We start from the raw sequence: 15,336 nt of genomic DNA, 5'->3' as shown, positions 1-15,336 counted from the left end.
CTCAGTCCAGCCAGACATAGCCGGCGAGCCGCCCGGTCGTGCGGTCGCGGCGGTACGAGTAGTGATCGGGCGACTCCAGCGTGCAGACCTCCGAGCGCCGACGGTCCGTCACCCCGAGGTCCGCGAGCTGCGCGTGCACTCCGGCGACGACATCGACGGCGGGGGTGGACCAGCTGGTCTCGCACCCGGCCGCGGGTACGGCGGCGGCGACTTCGTCGCGCATCGCGGCGGGGACCTCGTAGCAGCGGCCGCAGACGGCGGGGCCGCTGAGGGCGGTGATCCGTTCCGGCCGCGCACCGAGCGTGATCATGGCCTCGACCGCGGCCGGGACGATCCCCGCGACCAGTCCCGGACGTCCGGCGTGGGCGGCGGCCACGACCCCGGCGGCCGGGTCGGCCAGCAGCAGCGGAACACAGTCCGCGGTGAGTACGGCGAGCGCCAGCCCGCGCCGTACGGTGACGACGGCGTCGACTGCGGGAATGTCCTCGCCCGTCCACGGCCCTTCGGCGACGGCCACCTCGCGGCCGTGCACCTGGTTCATCCACACGACCCGCCCGGGATCGAGGTCCAGGGACTTCGCGGCGAGTTCGCGGTTGGCCAGGACGGCGGCGGAGTCGTCACCGACCGCGCCGCCGAGATTGAGCTGATCGTACGGAACGGCGCTCACCCCGCCCCACCTGTCGGTGAAGGCGAAATGCGCGCCGCTCAGTGTCGTGCGGGTTCCTATCACTTGAGGAAGTCCGGGACATCCAGCTCTTCGGCCTGGCTGTCCTGGTACGGACGGGCCGGCGGGACCTGGGGCTGGCTCAGCTGCGACAGCTTCTCGCTGACCGCGGGAGCCGGCTCGGGCTGGCTGTCCTCGCGCGACGGCACCATGCCCAGTCCGCCGGTGGTGCGGCCGGTGTCGCCAGTCCGGGCCGGGGGCTGCTGCTCGTCGCGCTTGGAGCCCGCGCCGAGCACGTTCTCGCGCCGGGTCGGCGGCTGTCCGCCGTCGAAGCCGGCCGCGATGACCGTGACCCGTACCTCGTCGCCCAGGGCGTCGTCGATGACGGCGCCGAAGATGATGTTGGCCTCGGGGTGGGCGGCCTCGCTCACCAGCTGCGCGGCCTCGTTGATCTCGAAGAGACCGAGGTCGCTGCCGCCGGAGATGGAGAGCAGGACGCCCCGGGCGCCGTCGATCGACGCTTCGAGGAGCGGCGAGGAGATCGCCATCTCGGCGGCGGCCACCGCGCGGTCGTCGCCGCGGGCCGAGCCGATGCCCATGAGGGCCGATCCGGCTTCGGACATCACGGACTTGACGTCGGCGAAGTCCAGGTTGATCAGACCGGGGGTGGTGATGAGGTCGGTGATGCCCTGGACACCGGACAGCAGGACCTGGTCCGCCGACTTGAAGGCGTCGAGGACGCTGACCTGACGGTCCGAGATGGACAGCAGGCGGTCGTTGGGGATGACGATGAGGGTGTCGACCTCTTCGCGGAGTTCCGCGATGCCGTCCTCCGCCTGGTTCGCCCTGCGGCGGCCCTCGAAGGTGAACGGGCGGGTGACCACACCGATCGTCAGGGCGCCCAGGGAGCGCGCGATGTTGGCGACGACGGGCGCGCCGCCGGTGCCGGTGCCGCCGCCCTCACCGGCGGTGACGAAGACCATGTCGGCCCCCTTGAGGACCTCCTCGATCTCCTCGCGGTGGTCCTCTGCCGCCTTCCGGCCGACCGCCGGGTTGGCTCCGGCGCCGAGGCCGCGGGTGAGTTCCCGGCCGACGTCGAGCTTGACGTCGGCGTCGCTCATCAACAGCGCTTGCGCGTCGGTGTTGATCGCGATGAACTCGACGCCCTTGAGACCGACCTCGATCATTCGGTTGATGGCATTGACACCACCGCCGCCGACACCGATGACCTTGATGACTGCGAGGTAGTTCTGCGGTGCTGCCACGTCGAAGGCCTCTCGCCTCGAGTTACGTGTCGTCGCTGCGCCGATGTGGCGCCGCGACGACTGATGCCGATGGGACGGTCCGGAACGCCGACCCAAACCCTCACGTTGAAGTTCAGGGTTACCAGTGTGTCCGCTTCTTGGACTCTTCCGAACAGGACACTAAGTCGACAAGTGGCGCACGTTCAACGAACACGCCGAACCTCCCGTTTTTCTTTTCACCCTATGTGATCACCCATAGCGCTGACCAACCAGGGTGCTGGCCAGCACAAATGAGCGTCAACTCCCCTCCACGGCAGGCGCGGTGGGTGCGCTCACATCGAAGTGCCCCGCTTTGGGAGCCGCTTTCATGAGAGCGGAGAGCGCACGCGCCTTGGCCGGCCCGTCCTCGCCGCTTCCCCACATCACCGTACGTCCACCGGTCAATTCCAGGGAGATCGCGTCGTACGAACGGACCCGTACGGCCTTCGTGTCCTTGGCCACCCCGGCGGGCAGCTCTCCGCGTACCCGCACCGCTTCGAGAGTGAGCCGGGCGGCCGGGAACCGCTGCGTTCCGGCCGGTTGACCGGCCGTCAATTCGAGCAGCGGGACGCCCTTGGGCGCCTGGTCCACCGTGGCGAACCTGACTCCCTTGACGTCCATTTCAATAAACTTTCCGTTCTCTTTGATCAGCAGCGCGGGTTTACGCTCGACCACTTCGAGGCGGACTCCGTTCGGCCACGACCGTTCGACCTCGATCCGGTCGATACGGGGCAGCTTCCGCAGCAGCCGTGCCTCGATCGCGTCCGTGTCGACCGAGATCAGCGGCGCACCGAGCGGCACGGCCGCGACGGCCTCCACACGGGAGCGGGTGAGCACGTCGGTACCCGTGACACCCACCCGCTCCGCGCGCAGCCAGGGCGAGCCGTACAGCAGCCAGATCACGCCGGCCGCCAGCAGCACCGACGCGATCAGCGCGATCAGCGGACGGGGCCGGGAGAGCCGGAACCGGCGCTCCGGCCCGTCCTCCTCGGGATGGCCGGACGCCGACCCCGGTCTCGCTCCGCGCTCGGCGGTCGTCGGTCCGGCCACGCTCCCTGCCTCCCTGTCTACGCCTTACGGCGTGCGGCGATCGCCTCGTACACCATGCCGACGAGCAGATCGTCGGCGTCCCTGCGGCCGAACTCCGCCGCCGCGCGGGACATCTCGAACAGCCGGTGCGGATCGGCGAGCACCGGGAGCACATGGCTCTGGATCCACTCGGGCGTCAGTTCGGCGTCGTCGACCAGCAGTCCGCCGCCGGCCTTGACCACCGGCTGGGCGTTGAGCCGCTGTTCGCCGTTGCCGATCGGCAGCGGTACGTAGGCGGCGGGCAGCCCGACGGCGGAGAGTTCGGCGACGGTCATCGCGCCCGCGCGGCAGAGCATCATGTCGGCCGCGGCGTACGCGAGGTCCATCCGGTCGACATACGGTACCGGGATGTAGGGCGGCATTCCGGGCATGTTGTCCACGCGCGGCATTTCGTTCTTCGGACCGACCGCGTGCAGGATCTGGATCCCGGAGCGCTGGAGCGCCGGAGCGATCTGCTGGACCACCTCGTTGAGCCGGCGCGCGCCCTGCGAGCCGCCGGAGACGAGCAGCGTCGGCAGGTTGGGGTCGAGCCCGAAGGCGGCGCGCGCCTCGGGGCGCACCCGGGCCCGGTCCAGGGTGGCGATGGTGCGGCGCAGCGGGATCCCGATGTAGCGGGCGTCACGCAGCTTGCTGTCCGGGGTGGAGACCGCCACCCCGGCCGCGTACCGGGAGCCGATCTTGTTGGCCAGTCCCGGCCTGGCGTTGGCCTCGTGGACGATGATCGGCACTCCGAGCCGCTTGGCCGCGAGGTAGCCGGGCAGCGCGACATAGCCGCCGAAGCCCACGACGCAGTCCGCCTTGGTGCGCTCCAGGATCTGCTCGGCGGCCTTGATCGTGCCGCGCAGCCGTCCGGGGACGGTGATCAGCTCGGGGGTGGGCCTGCGCGGCAGCGGTACGGCGGGGATCAGCCCCAGCTCGTACCCCCGCTCGGGCACGAGCCTGGTCTCCAGGCCGCGCTCCGTGCCGAGGGCCGTGATCCCCACAGTGGGGTCCTGCCTGCGCAGGGCGTCCGCGAGGGCGAGCGCGGGCTCGATGTGGCCGGCGGTCCCCCCACCGGCGAGTACGACATGCACCGAAATTCACCGCTCTCCGGACGGACGCTTCTTGACGCGCCGTCTCATCGTCTTCCATCTCACCCCGGCCCGCTTCCCCCGGAAGACAGGCTGCCGCATGGCCAGGGCCGCTTTCGCGGCGGGATCCTCCCGCGCGAACGCGATCAGGAGCCCGACGGCGAACATGGTCGGCAGCACGGCCGACCCTCCGTAGGAGAACAGCGGGAGCGGGACTCCGGCGATCGGCAGCAGGCCGAGCACCGCACCAATATTGATCACGGCTTGCACCATGATCCAGGTGATCACACCTCCCGCGGCGTACCTCACGAAGGGATCCTCCGTGCGTCCGGCCACGCGGATACCCGCATAGCCTAGAGCCGCGAAGAGCGCGAGTACCGACAGCGTCCCCGCCAGCCCCAGTTCCTCCCCAGTGACGGCGAAAATGAAGTCGGTGTGCGCTTCGGGCAGTTGACCCCACTTTTCCACACTCGCGCCGAGGCCGGAACCGAACCATCCGCCGGAGGCCAGCGCGTAGATTCCGTGGACGGCCTGCCAGCACTCCCCCTCGGGCCCCAGGTCGACCGCTCCGACGCAGGAGAACCGGGACAGCCTGTTCTCGCTGGTCTTGATGAGCGTGAACCCGATGAGTACGGCGACCCCGAGCACGCCGCCGAACAGCCGGGTGGGCGCCCCGGCCAGCCAGAGCAGCCCGAAGAGGACGGCGGTGAGAATGATCGCGGTGCCCATGTCGCCGCCGAGCATGATCAGACCGAGCAGCATGAACGCGCCGGGGACCAGCGGCACCAGCAGGTGCTTCCACTGGGTCAGCAGCCGCTTGTCCTGTTTGCGGGCGAGCAGGTCGGCGCCCCACAGGACGAGCGCGAGCTTGGCGAACTCGCTGGGCTGGAGCTGGAACGGGCCGCCGAGATAGATCCAGTTCTGGTTGCCGTTGACGGAGCGCCCTATCCCGGGGATCTGGACGAGCACCATCAAGATGACCGTGACGACCAGCAGCGGGTACGACAGGGCGCGGTGCAGCTTGAGCGGCATCCGGGCGGCGAGCAGCATCAGACCGCCGCCGATGACGACCGCGATGAACTGCTTGCGGAAGAAGTACGCGGCGGGCAGCGATTTCTCGAGCGCGTAGATCATCGACGCGGAGTAGACCATCACCAGGCCGAGCACGGCGATCAGCAGGGCGCTGCCGAGGATCAGGTAGTACGCGGTGAGCGGCCGGTCCCAGGTGCGCCGCAGCTGCTCGTACAGCCGCCGGGGGCCGCCGCCGCGCGGCGCCCGGGACGCACCGCCACCGCCACCGCGCCGGGCCGCTGGGGGCTTGCGTACGGCCGCTCCCGGGGCCCTGCCGCGCAGGGCGAGCGGGAACCGCCGGCCGTTGCCGGGGCAGGCCCCGGTCTCCCTGGCTGTGTCGGCGGCGTGCGGGCCCGCCAGGGCGGGCGCGCCCGGGAGTACGCCCGCGTAGCCCCAGCGGCCCGCCGCGGGGCGCGGCTCCCGGTCCGCGATGTCGTCGGCCGGCATCGTCGCTGTCCCCTCCAGTCGTGCCTGGCGCGGCTGTCGGCGGGCGGAGCCTCCCAGAACCACTCGACGGTGGCGCGGCCCCGGCCGGACAGCTCGGCACGGCACGGGGCCGGACCGGTCAGGCGTGCTCGGCGGCGAGGGCGTGTACCGCGTCCGCGAACGCCTCGCCCCGCTTGTTGTAGTTGACGAACATGTCCATCGAGGCACACGCCGGGGCCATCAGGACCGTGTCCCCGGGCTGTGCGAGGCGTGCCGCTTCCCGCACCGCCTCCGACATCGCTCCAGTGTCGGTCCGGTCGAGGTCCACGACCGGGACTTCGGGGGCGTGTCGCGCCAGGGCTTCCCGGATGAGCGCCCGGTCGGCGCCCATCAGGACCACCCCGCGCAGCCGTCGGGCCGCCGTGCCGACCAGCTCGTCGAAGGACGCGCCCTTGGCGAGGCCGCCGGCGATCCAGACGATCGGGTCGTAGGCGGCGAGGGACGCCTGGGCGGCATGGGTGTTGGTGGCCTTGGAGTCGTCGATGTACGTGACGCCCGCGACCTCCGCGACCCGCTCGATGCGGTGCGGGTCGGGGTGGAAGGCGCGCAGTCCGTCCCGTACGGCCGCGGGCTCCACGCCGAAGGCGCGGGCCAGGGCGGCGGCGGCCAGGGCGTTGGCCACGTTGTGCGGGGCGGGCGGGTCGACGTCGGAGACCTGGGCGAGTTCCTGGGCCTGCTCGCGGCGGTTCTCCACGAAGGCCCGGTCGACCAGGATGCCGTCCACGACACCCAGTTGGGAGGGGCCCGGGGTGCCGAGGGTGAATCCGATGGCCCGGCAGCCCTCCTCGACGTCGGCGGCGCGCACCAGCTCCTCGGTGGCCGGGTCGGCCGCGTTGTAGACACAGGCGACGCGGTTGCCCTCGTAGATCCGGCCCTTGTCGGCCGTGTAGGCCGCCATGGAGCCGTGCCAGTCGAGGTGGTCGGGGGCCAGGTTGAGCACGGCGGCGGAGTGGGCGCGCACGCTCGGCGCCCAGTGCAGCTGGTAGCTGGACAGCTCGACGGCGAGGACGTCGTACGGTTCCTCGGCGGTGACGGCGTCCAGCAGTGAGACGCCGATGTTGCCGACGGCGGCCGTACGCAGCCCGGCGGCCTCCAGGATGGAGGCGAGCATCCGTACGGTGGTGGTCTTGCCGTTGGTACCGGTCACGGCGAGCCAGGGCGCCGCGTCGGGCTTCCGCAGCCGCCACGCCAGCTCGACGTCGCCCCAGACCTCCACGCCCGCCGCCTCGGCGGCCGCGAAGAGCGGCTTGTCGGGCCGCCAGCCCGGCGCCGTGACGATCAGCTCCGTGGAGTCGGGCAGCGTCGCGCCGTCGCCGAGGCGGACGGTGACGCCGAGCTTCTCCAGCTCGGCGCCCTGGGCGCGGGCCCGCTCGTCGTCCACCTCGTTGACCACGGTGACCGCCGCGCCGAGTCCGTGCAGGACCCGGGCCGCCGGGATCCCGGAGACCCCGAGACCCGCGACGGTGACCCGCTTGCCGTGCCAGTTCACTTCTCGGCCGCCCAGCCCGCGTAGAAGATGCCGAGCCCCACAATGACGCACATGCCCTGAATGATCCAGAACCGCACCACCACAAGGACTTCGGACCACCCCTTGAGTTCGAAGTGGTGCTGGAGGGGTGCCATCCGGAAGACCCGCTTGCCGGTCATCTTGAAGGACCCGACCTGGATGACCACCGACATGGTGATCATCACGAAGAGGCCGCCGAGGACGGCCATCAGGAACTCGGTACGGGAGAGGATCGCCACGCCAGCGATGGCACCGCCGAGCGCGAGCGAGCCCGTGTCACCCATGAAGATCTTGGCGGGTGAGGTGTTCCACCACAGGAACCCGAAGCAGGAGCCCATCAGCGCGGAGGCGACGACCGCGAGGTCGAGTGGATCTCGTACCTCGAAACAGGCGTTGGGGTTGGTCAGGGTCAGCGCGCTGGCGCAGGACTCCTGGAACTGCCACAGACCGATGAAGGTGTACGCACCGAAGACCATCACCGCCGCGCCGGTGGCCAGACCGTCCAGACCGTCGGTCAGGTTCACGCCGTTGGACATGGCGAGGATCATGAACAGCGCCCAGATCACGAACAGCACCGGACCGATCGACCAGCCGAAGTCCGTGACGAACGACAGCTTGGTGGACGCCGGGGTGTTCCCCCGGTGGTCGGCGAACTGGAGCGACAGCACCGCGAAGGCGATGCCGACGATCAGCTGTCCCGCCATCTTCGCCTTGGCCCGCAGCCCCAGCGACCGCTGCTTGACGATCTTGATGTAGTCGTCGAGGAACCCGACGAGACCCATGCCCGCCATCAGGAACAGCGCCAGCGCACCCGAGATGGACGGCCGCTCGCTGGTGATCACCTTCGCCAGGGCGTAGGCGATCAGCGTGGCGAGGATGAAGGCGATGCCGCCCATGGTGGGCGTCCCCTTCTTGCTGCCGTGCGTGCGCGGGCCGTCGTCCCGGATGAACTGCCCGTATCCCTTGCGGGCCAGCAGCTTGATCAGCAGCGGAGTGCCGATCAGGGTCAGAAAGAGCCCGATGGCTCCCGCGAAGAGGATCTGCCTCATCGGCCGGAGACCTCGCCCTCGGTGGCGTTCTCCAGCAGCGCCTGGGCGACCCGCTCGAGACCGACCGACCTGGAAGCCTTCACCAGCACGACGTCTCCCGGACGCAGTTCACTGCGCAACAGGTCGACCGCCGCCTGCGCGTCGGACACGTGCACCGACTCCTCACCCCACGAACCCTCGTTGTAAGCGCCCAATCGCAGCCAGGACGCTTCCCTGCCCCCGACTGCCACGAGCTTGCTGACGTTGAGCCGGACGGCGAGCCGTCCGACCGCGTCGTGCTCGGCGAGCGATTCGTCCCCCAGCTCGGCCATCGGGCCGAGCACCGCCCAGGTACGGCTCCCCTCGGGCCGTGAGGCACCACCCATGGAGACCAGCGCACGGAGCGCCGCCCTCATGGACTCGGGGTTCGCGTTGTAGGCGTCGTTGACGATCGTCACGCCGTCCGAGCGCTCGGTGACCTCCATACGCCAGCGGGAGAGGGTTCCCGCCTCGGAGAGCGCCACGGCGATCTCGTCGGCGGACATGCCCAACTCATGGGCGACGGCGGCCGAGGCGAGCGCGTTCGACACGTGGTGCTCACCGTACAGCCGCAGCGTCACGTCGCTGCACCCGGAGGGTGTTCGAAGCCTGAACGCGGGCTGTCCGGTGGCTGTGAGGCGGACGTTCTCTGCCCGTACGTCTGCTTCGCCCGACTCTCCGAACAGCACGACGCGCGCCTTGGTGCGCGAAGTCATGGCGCGCACGAGCGGGTCGTCGGCGTTGAGGACGGCCACTCCGCCGTCCTCGGCGGACGGCAGCGACTCCACCATCTCGCCCTTGGCCTGGGCGATCTGCTCGCGCCCGCCGAACTCGCCGATGTGGGCGGTGCCGACGTTCAGCACGAGGCCGATCCGGGGCGGGACGAGTCCGGTGAGGTAACGGATGTCGCCGATGTAGCGCGCACCCATTTCGAGGACGAGATAGCGGGTGTCGGCCACGGCCCGCAGCGCGGTCACCGGCAGGCCGATCTCGTTGTTGAGGTTTCCCTCCGGCCAGACCGTGGGCCCGGCGCGCTGGAGCAGCTGGGCGATCAGGTCCTTGGTGCTGGTCTTGCCCGCCGATCCGGTCAGCGCGACCGCGGTGGCGCCGAGGCGCTCCACGACGGTGCGGGCGAGGGCTCCGAGGGCCTGGACGACGTCGTCCACGACGATGGCGGGCACCCCGACGGGGCGGGCGGCCAGAACGGCCACCGCGCCCGCCTCGACGGCGCCCCGCGCGTAGTCGTGGCCGTCGACGCGCTCGCCGGCGAAGGCGGCGAACAGGCTGCCGGGTTCCACCGCGCGGGAGTCGTAGACGACGGATCCGGTGACCAGAACGGCCGGATCCGGTATGTCGTGCGGCTGCCCGCCGACGATGGCGGCGATCTCGGCGAGAGAGAGGGCGATCACTGGGTCATCCCTGACTGTTGTTCTCGTGACGGTGCTCGTGACGGAGCGGGTGGGAACGCTCGGGGCTGGGGTCGTCGCGGCGGGAGCGCAGGATGGCCTCGCGCAGCACCTGGCGGTCGTCGAAGGCGCGGACGACCCCGGCGATGTCCTGGCCCTGCTCGTGGCCCTTGCCCGCGATCAGTACGGTGTCGTCGGGCCGCGCGCGGGCGACGACGGCGGCGATGGCCGAGGCGCGGTCCGCGTCGACCAGGACGTCGCCGCGCTCGTGGATCGGCACCTCGGCGGCGCCCGCGAGCATCGCGGCGAGGATCGCGAGCGGATCCTCGCCCCGGGGGTTGTCCGAGGTCAGTACGGCGGTGTCGGCGAGCCGGGCGGCGGCTGCGCCCATCGGCCCGCGTTTGGTCTCGTCGCGGTCGCCGCCGCAGCCGAGGACGATGTGCACCTCGCCGGTGGTGACCTTGCGCAGCGAGCGCAGAACCGATTCGACCGCGTCGGTCTTGTGCGCGTAGTCCACGACGGCGAGGTACGGCTGGCCCGCGTCCACGCGCTCCAGGCGGCCCGGCACGCCGGGGACGGCGGCGATGCCGTCGGCGGCGGTCTGCGGGTCGATCCCGGCGGCGGCCAGGGTGACGACGGCGGCGAGCGTGTTGGCGACGTTGAAGGGTCCTGGCAGCGGCGCCCGGGCGGTCACCCGTTCGCCCTTGGGGCCGACGGCGGTGAAGGTCGAGCCGTGCGAGCCGACCTCGACGTTCTCGGCGCGCCAGTCGGCGTCCGGGTGGCCCTCGGCGGAGAAGGTGGTGACCGGGACGCCGGACTCGTCGACGAGCCGGCGGCCGTACTCGTCGTCGAAGTTCACCACGCCGGTCCTGCTGCGCTCGGGGGTGAACAGCCGGGCCTTGGCCTGGAAGTAGTCCTCCATGCCGGAGTGGAACTCCATGTGCTCCGGGCTGAGGTTGTTGAAGACGGCGACGTCGAAGACGCAGCCGTCGACCCGGCCGAGCACCAGGGCGTGGCTGGAGACCTCCATGGCGACCGAGTCGACGCCGCGTTCGCGCATGACGGCGAAGAGCGCCTGGAGGTCGGTGGCCTCGGGGGTGGTGCGCTCGGACTTGATGCGTTCGTCACCGATGCGCATCTCCACGGTGCCGATCAGGCCGGTGCGGTGGCCGGCCTCGCGCAGGCCGCCCTCGATCAGGTACGCGGTGGTGGTCTTGCCGGAGGTGCCGGTGATGCCGATCTGGAGCAGACCGGCGCCGGGGCGTCCGTAGATCTCGGCGGCGAGTTCTCCCATGCTGCCGCGCGGGTCGGCGACGACCAGCAGCGGAAGCCCGGTGGCGGCGCAGCGTTCCGCGCCGGCCGGGTCGGTCAGGATCGCGGCGGCGCCGAGGTCGGCCGCCTGGCCGGCGAAGTCCGCGCCGTGCAGGCGGGCGCCCGGCAGCGCCGCGTACACGTCACCTGGGCGTACCGCGCGTGAGTCGTGTGTGATGCCGGTCGCTTCCCCCGGGCCCCTCACCTCCTCCGGGGCGGGTGTCTCGGCGCCCAGCAGGGCGGCCAGCTCCGTGAGGGAGATCGGGCGGACCCGCTCCGGGCGGGGCGTCCCCGGCTGGTTCACAGGGGCGTCCTCGGGGGTGGTTCGGTGATCAGCTTGTGGCACGGCGGTGAGCGTACCGGGCTCGGCGGGCGCCGGGCCACGTGAGGTCGGGCGGTACGCGGGGGGTTCCTGGTGGTTCCCGGAATCGGGGGTGATCGTTGTCACTGGCGCTTTCCCTGGGGGTCACTCGCCGGGTTTGAAGGTGACCGGCAGCCGGGCGGGTGTACTGCCGGTCGGGGCGACCCGCAGTGTCTTGAGAGCGAACTCCATGACCTTCTTGTAGATGGGTCCGCAGATCTGGCCGCCGAAGTAACTGCCCTTGGTGGGGTTCTGGATGGCGCAGTAGACGGTGATCTGCGGGTCGTCGGCGGGCGCGAAGCCCGCGAAGGAGGCGGTGTATCCCTTGTAGACGCCGAGTTTCGGGTCGACCCGGTTGGCCGTACCGGTCTTGCCCGCGACGCGGTAGCCGGGGATGGCGGCCTTGGTGCCGGTCCCCTCCTCGTCGCCGACGACCGACTCCAGCATGGTGGAGACCGTCTTGGCGGTCTCCTCGCTGACCACGCGGGTCTTCTTGGGCGCGGGGGCCGCGGTGAAGCGGCCGTCGGGGTCGTGGGTGCCGCGGATGAGGGTGGGCTCGACCCGTACCCCGCCGTTGGCGATGGTGGAGTAGACGGAGGCGGCCTGCATGGCGTTGATGGACAGGCCCTGGCCGAAGGGGATCGTGTACTGCTGCGAGGTGGACCAGTCCTGCGGTTTGGCCAGGATGCCCTGGGTCTCGCCCGGGTAGTTCAGTCCGGTGGGCCGGCCGATGCCGAATTTGCTCAGGTAGGAGTGCAGGACCTTGTTGGCCTCGGGCTGGGTCTTGCCGAGCTGGCCGGTGGCGAGGATGGTGCCGATGTTGCTGGACTTGGCGAGGACGCCGTTGAGCGTCAGGTACCAGGTGGGGTGGTCGATGTCGTCGTGGAAGAGGCGGTCGCCCCGGTGCAGGGTGTTGGGGACGACGACATGGGTGCCGGGGGCGGCGGCCTTCTCCTCCAGTACGGCGGCCATGGACATGACCTTGCTGGTGGAGCCGGGTTCGTACACGTCCTGGAGGGCCGCGTTGCCCAGCGAGGCCGCGTCGGCGCGGGAGAGGTCGTTGGGGTTGAAGCCGGGGGCGTTGGCCATGGCGAGCACCTCGCCGGTCCTGGTGTTCTGCACTATCACGTACCCGCGGTCGGCCTTGGACTCCTTGACCTGGTCGGCGATGGCCTGCTGGGCGGCCCACTGGATGTCCCGGTCGATGGTCAGCTCGATGCCCGAGCCGGGTACGGCGGGGGTCTCCCGGGAGCTGGCGGTGGGGACGCGCCGGCCGCCGGACTGGACGTAGCTGACCTTGCCGTCCCGGCCCGCGAGTTCCTTGTCGAGCATGGACTCGATGCCGCCGCCGCCGTGGCCGGTGGCGTTCACGTATCCCAGTATCCCGGCGGCGAGGTCCCCGTTGGGGTACTCGCGCTTGCTGCTGCCCTCCTGGAACACGCCGGACAGCACGCTGACGCCGGAGCCGCCGCCGCTCTTCTCCTTGGCGGCCTTCTCGGCGAACACCCGCTTGAGGTCCTTGATCTGGTTCCAGACCTGCGGGGTCTGGCGCCGGGCCAGCACCGCGTAGCGGGACTTGGGGGTCTTGAGCTTCTTCACCAGCTCGTCGCTCTCCACGCCGAGGATCGGCGCGAGGAGCGCGGCGGCCTGTTCGGGGGCGTCCGCGATCTTGGTGAAGTCGGGGGTGAACATCATCGGGTCGGCGGTGATGTCGTACGCGTCGACGCTGGCGGCGAGGGCGACGCCGGAGCGGTCGGTGATCTCGCCGCGCTCCGCCGCGATCGTATGGCTGAGGTAGCGGCTCTTCTCGGCCTTGGCTGCGTACGCGCTGGCGTTGACGGCCTGCACCTGGAGCAGCCGGACGACGAACATCAGCATGATGACGGTCAGCGCCAGTCCGACCAGCCGCAGCCGAGGGCGCGGGCTGCCCAGTTGGATGGTGCGCGGGCCGGTGGGGCGGGTACGGGGCCGGCCGGCCGGGGGGCGGGGCCCCGAGCGGGGCCGGCCGCCGCCGCTGCCGGAGCGGGCCGGGCCGGGCACCCGGCGGCGCGGTGGTTCCTTGGGCGGCACTGCGTCACCTGCCGGAGATCGTCGGGGTGGGCGGGCCGGGCGCGGGGGTCCCGGGCGGGTCGGCCGCGGCGGAGGCGGACGGGGAGGGGCCGGACGCGGAAGGGTCGGGCTCGGCAGCGGGAGAGCCGGCGGGCGCCGGTGCGGACGAGGAGGCGGCCGGCGGCGTCTCCTCCATGCCGGAGGGCTGCCCCGACGGCTGCGGTTCGGCAGATTCCGGCTCGCCCTTGACCGTGCCGTCGGCGTTCAGGAAGGCGGGGCTGCCGCCGGGCACCATGCCCAGCTCCCGGGCGCGCCGCTGCAGGGCGTACGGCGCCGAGAAGTCGTCCACGTCCCGTTGCAGGGCCTGCTGTTCGTCGGTGAGGTCGGTGGTGCGCTTCTTGAGGTCGGTCAGCCGGAAGGATCCCTCGCTCAGCGCGGAGTTCAGGATCAGCAGGGAGATCAGTCCGCCGGCGAGGAGCAGAACGACCAGCAGGACGAAGGGGGTACGGGCCGCCGAGCTGTTCCCGGCGGGCATCAGCCGGGCGAGCCGCGCGGCCCTCCCCTTCAACTGCTTGGCCGGGCCCCTCACAGAACGTCCTCCCGGATCCGCTGCGCCCCCCGTAGCCGGGCCGGGGCCGCGCGCCGGTTCTCGGCGACCTCTTCCTCCGTGGGGAGTTCGGCGCCCCGGGTGAGCAGCTTGAGCCGGGGCTGGTAGCGCTCGGGGACCACGGGCAGTCCGGGCGGCGCGGTGTTGGCAGCGCCGGCCGCGAAGACCTGCTTGACCAGCCGGTCCTCCAGCGAGTGGTACGAGAGGACGGCGATGCGGCCGCCGACGGCGAGGCTCTTGACCGCGGCGGGGATCGACCGCTCCAGCACGGGCAGCTCACCGTTGACCTCGATGCGCAGGGCCTGGAAGGTGCGCTTGGCGGGATTGCCCCCGGTGCGCTTGGCGGCCTGCGGAAGCGCGTCGCGGATCAGCTCCACGAGCCGGGCGCTGCGGGTGAAGGGCTCGTTGTCGCGCTCTCTGACCACGGCGGAAACGATCCGCTTGGCCTGCTTCTCCTCGCCGTAGGCGCGCAGGATCCGCACGAGTTCGCCCGGCGGGTAGGTGTTGAGGACCTCGGCGGCGCTGACGCCGGTCGTCTGGTCCATCCGCATGTCGAGCGGCGAGTCCTGGGCGTAGGCGAAGCCCCGGTCGGCCTCGTCCAGTTGCATCGAGGAGACGCCCAGGTCGAACAGGACGCCCTGGACCCGGGGGACGCCCAGCCGGTCGAGGACCTCGGGCAGTTCGTCGTAGACGGCGTGCACCAGGGTGGCGCGGTCGCCGAACGGGGCGAGGCGCTCACCGGAGAGGCGCAGCGCCTCCTGGTCGCGGTCGAGGGCGATCAGCCGGGCGCCGGGGAAGGCCGCGAGCAGCGCCTCGCTGTGTCCGCCGAGGCCGAGCGTGCAGTCGACGACGACCGCGCCGGGCTCGGCGAGTGCCGGGGCCAGCAGGTCCAGGCAGCGCTGGAGCATCACGGGGACATGTCTGACCTGGTTCACGCGCGTCCCCCGGTACGGGCGGGGCGGGTGGCGGCCGTCCGCGTACCGCACTCCGCCGACGTGCGGCTCTCCATGGCCGGCTCGCTGCGCTCGCTCATGCGCCCTCTCAGGTCCGGCGCGGCCGTACGTACTGCCGGGTCCCCGCCCGCTCAAGAAGGGGAGGTGGTCCGCCGGCGCCGGGAAGGGCGTCGGCCGACCGCCGAGCGGGAGGGGGCCGAGCCGCACGTTTCGCCGCACACGCGGGGAAATCAGGATGTGGTCCAGGACGTGATTCGGAAGGTGAATCGGGGGGTGTCCGTGAACTTCGCGTCACTTTAGTCCACTGGTCCTTCGGGTCAATCAACCGGACAGCGCGTCGCGCGGGTCGCGTGCCGGAGGGGGCGAAGGCCGCGATTCACCCGATTGGCCGTTGCCCGCCCAGCCCTGTGGG

General features: G+C 71.3%; 12 protein-coding genes. All 12 read right to left on the bottom strand.

Translation table 11 applies throughout. The features are described from left to right. Position 1: 1 nt before the first annotated feature. The gene (gene pgeF, locus OG627_RS26455) at positions 2 to 709 is read right to left on the bottom strand and encodes a peptidoglycan editing factor PgeF (RefSeq protein WP_329073012.1); all 708 of its coding nucleotides are present in this window, start codon (positions 707 to 709) and stop codon (positions 2 to 4) included. 17 nt (positions 710 to 726) lie between these two features. Then, on the bottom strand, positions 727 to 1,929 hold the full coding sequence (gene ftsZ / locus OG627_RS26450) for a cell division protein FtsZ (protein WP_329069177.1): 1,203 nt from the start codon (positions 1,927 to 1,929) through the stop codon (positions 727 to 729). Positions 1,930 to 2,205: 276 nt separating this feature from the next. Then, on the bottom strand, positions 2,206 to 2,997 hold the full coding sequence (locus OG627_RS26445) for a cell division protein FtsQ/DivIB (RefSeq protein ID WP_329069175.1): 792 nt from the start codon (positions 2,995 to 2,997) through the stop codon (positions 2,206 to 2,208). 17 nt (positions 2,998 to 3,014) lie between these two features. Further along, the gene (gene murG / locus OG627_RS26440) at positions 3,015 to 4,109 is read right to left on the bottom strand and encodes an undecaprenyldiphospho-muramoylpentapeptide beta-N-acetylglucosaminyltransferase (protein WP_329069173.1); all 1,095 of its coding nucleotides are present in this window, start codon (positions 4,107 to 4,109) and stop codon (positions 3,015 to 3,017) included. Between the two features lie 6 nt (positions 4,110 to 4,115). After that, complete coding sequence (gene ftsW / locus OG627_RS26435; RefSeq protein WP_329069171.1) at positions 4,116 to 5,624, bottom strand: putative lipid II flippase FtsW; 1,509 nt, start codon at positions 5,622 to 5,624, stop codon at positions 4,116 to 4,118. A 118-nt stretch (positions 5,625 to 5,742) separates the two neighbouring features. Further along, on the bottom strand, positions 5,743 to 7,152 hold the full coding sequence (gene murD, locus OG627_RS26430; protein ID WP_443073544.1) for a UDP-N-acetylmuramoyl-L-alanine--D-glutamate ligase: 1,410 nt from the start codon (positions 7,150 to 7,152) through the stop codon (positions 5,743 to 5,745). Beyond that, positions 7,149 to 8,219 carry a phospho-N-acetylmuramoyl-pentapeptide-transferase gene (gene mraY, locus OG627_RS26425; RefSeq protein WP_329069169.1) on the bottom strand — a complete coding sequence of 357 codons (1,071 nt, stop codon included), beginning with the start codon at positions 8,217 to 8,219 and terminating at the stop codon, positions 7,149 to 7,151. The genes murD and mraY overlap by 4 nt, the downstream gene beginning before the upstream one ends. Next, entirely contained in the window at positions 8,216 to 9,646 is a 1,431-nt protein-coding gene (locus tag OG627_RS26420; RefSeq protein ID WP_329069167.1) for a UDP-N-acetylmuramoyl-tripeptide--D-alanyl-D-alanine ligase, read from the bottom strand. Before OG627_RS26420 ends, mraY begins: the two co-directional genes overlap by 4 nt. A gap of 4 nt (positions 9,647 to 9,650) precedes the next feature. After that, positions 9,651 to 11,402, bottom strand: a complete 1,752-nt coding sequence (locus OG627_RS26415) for a UDP-N-acetylmuramoyl-L-alanyl-D-glutamate--2,6-diaminopimelate ligase (RefSeq protein WP_443073543.1) — start codon at positions 11,400 to 11,402, stop codon at positions 9,651 to 9,653. Positions 11,403 to 11,420: 18 nt separating this feature from the next. Then, the gene (locus tag OG627_RS26410) at positions 11,421 to 13,385 is read right to left on the bottom strand and encodes a peptidoglycan D,D-transpeptidase FtsI family protein (protein WP_329069165.1); all 1,965 of its coding nucleotides are present in this window, start codon (positions 13,383 to 13,385) and stop codon (positions 11,421 to 11,423) included. Positions 13,386 to 13,389: 4 nt separating this feature from the next. Beyond that, positions 13,390 to 13,953, bottom strand: coding sequence for a cell division protein FtsL (locus OG627_RS26405; RefSeq protein WP_443073542.1), 564 nt, complete (start codon positions 13,951 to 13,953; stop codon positions 13,390 to 13,392). After that, a complete protein-coding gene (rsmH, locus tag OG627_RS26400) occupies positions 13,950 to 14,906 on the bottom strand; it encodes a 16S rRNA (cytosine(1402)-N(4))-methyltransferase RsmH (RefSeq protein ID WP_329069163.1) in 957 nt (318 codons plus the stop codon). The genes OG627_RS26405 and rsmH overlap by 4 nt, the downstream gene beginning before the upstream one ends. Positions 14,907 to 15,336: the final 430 nt, after the last annotated feature.

The sequence above is a fragment of the Streptomyces sp. NBC_01429 genome (assembly GCF_036231945.1).
Lineage (GTDB): Bacteria > Actinomycetota > Actinomycetes > Streptomycetales > Streptomycetaceae > Streptomyces.
This window is presented reverse-complemented; position numbering and strand designations above follow the sequence as displayed.

What these genes read in the sequence shown, in the direction of transcription:
- mraY (WP_329069169.1), bottom strand. Translation starts at nt 8,219, where the DNA reads ATGAGGCAGATCCTCTTCGCGGGAGCCATCGGGCTCTTTCTGACCCTG.
- ftsW (WP_329069171.1), bottom strand. Translation starts at nt 5,624, where the DNA reads ATGCCGGCCGACGACATCGCGGACCGGGAGCCGCGCCCCGCGGCGGGC.